Here is a 288-nt window from a genome sequence, read left to right as displayed (position 1 = left end):
GTCATTTTTATATCAGCACTATCATCTATAATAACAGGAGTATTTCCAGAACCAACACCTATTGCTGGTGTTCCAGATGAATAAGCACTTTTAACCATGCCAGGACCACCTGTTGCTAAAATTAAGTCTGAGTTAGCCATTAATTCTCTTGAAATTTCAAGACTAGGTTCATCTACCCATCCTATTATATTTTCAGGAGCACCATATTTTTTAGCAACTTCTAATGCAATTTTTGCAGTATAGATAGTTGATTTTTTTGCTCTTGGGTGTGCTGATATAAAAATGACA

The 288-nt window shown here is 34.4% G+C and carries 1 pseudogene; it reads right to left on the bottom strand.

Going from position 1 to position 288, the window contains the following annotated elements:
• Positions 1 to 288 (bottom strand): annotated as a pseudogene (locus tag AWT72_RS09040) (bifunctional acetaldehyde-CoA/alcohol dehydrogenase); the annotation flags it as partial.

This window comes from Oceanivirga salmonicida (assembly GCF_001517915.1).
Lineage (GTDB): Bacteria > Fusobacteriota > Fusobacteriia > Fusobacteriales > Leptotrichiaceae > Oceanivirga > Oceanivirga salmonicida.
This window is presented reverse-complemented; position numbering and strand designations above follow the sequence as displayed.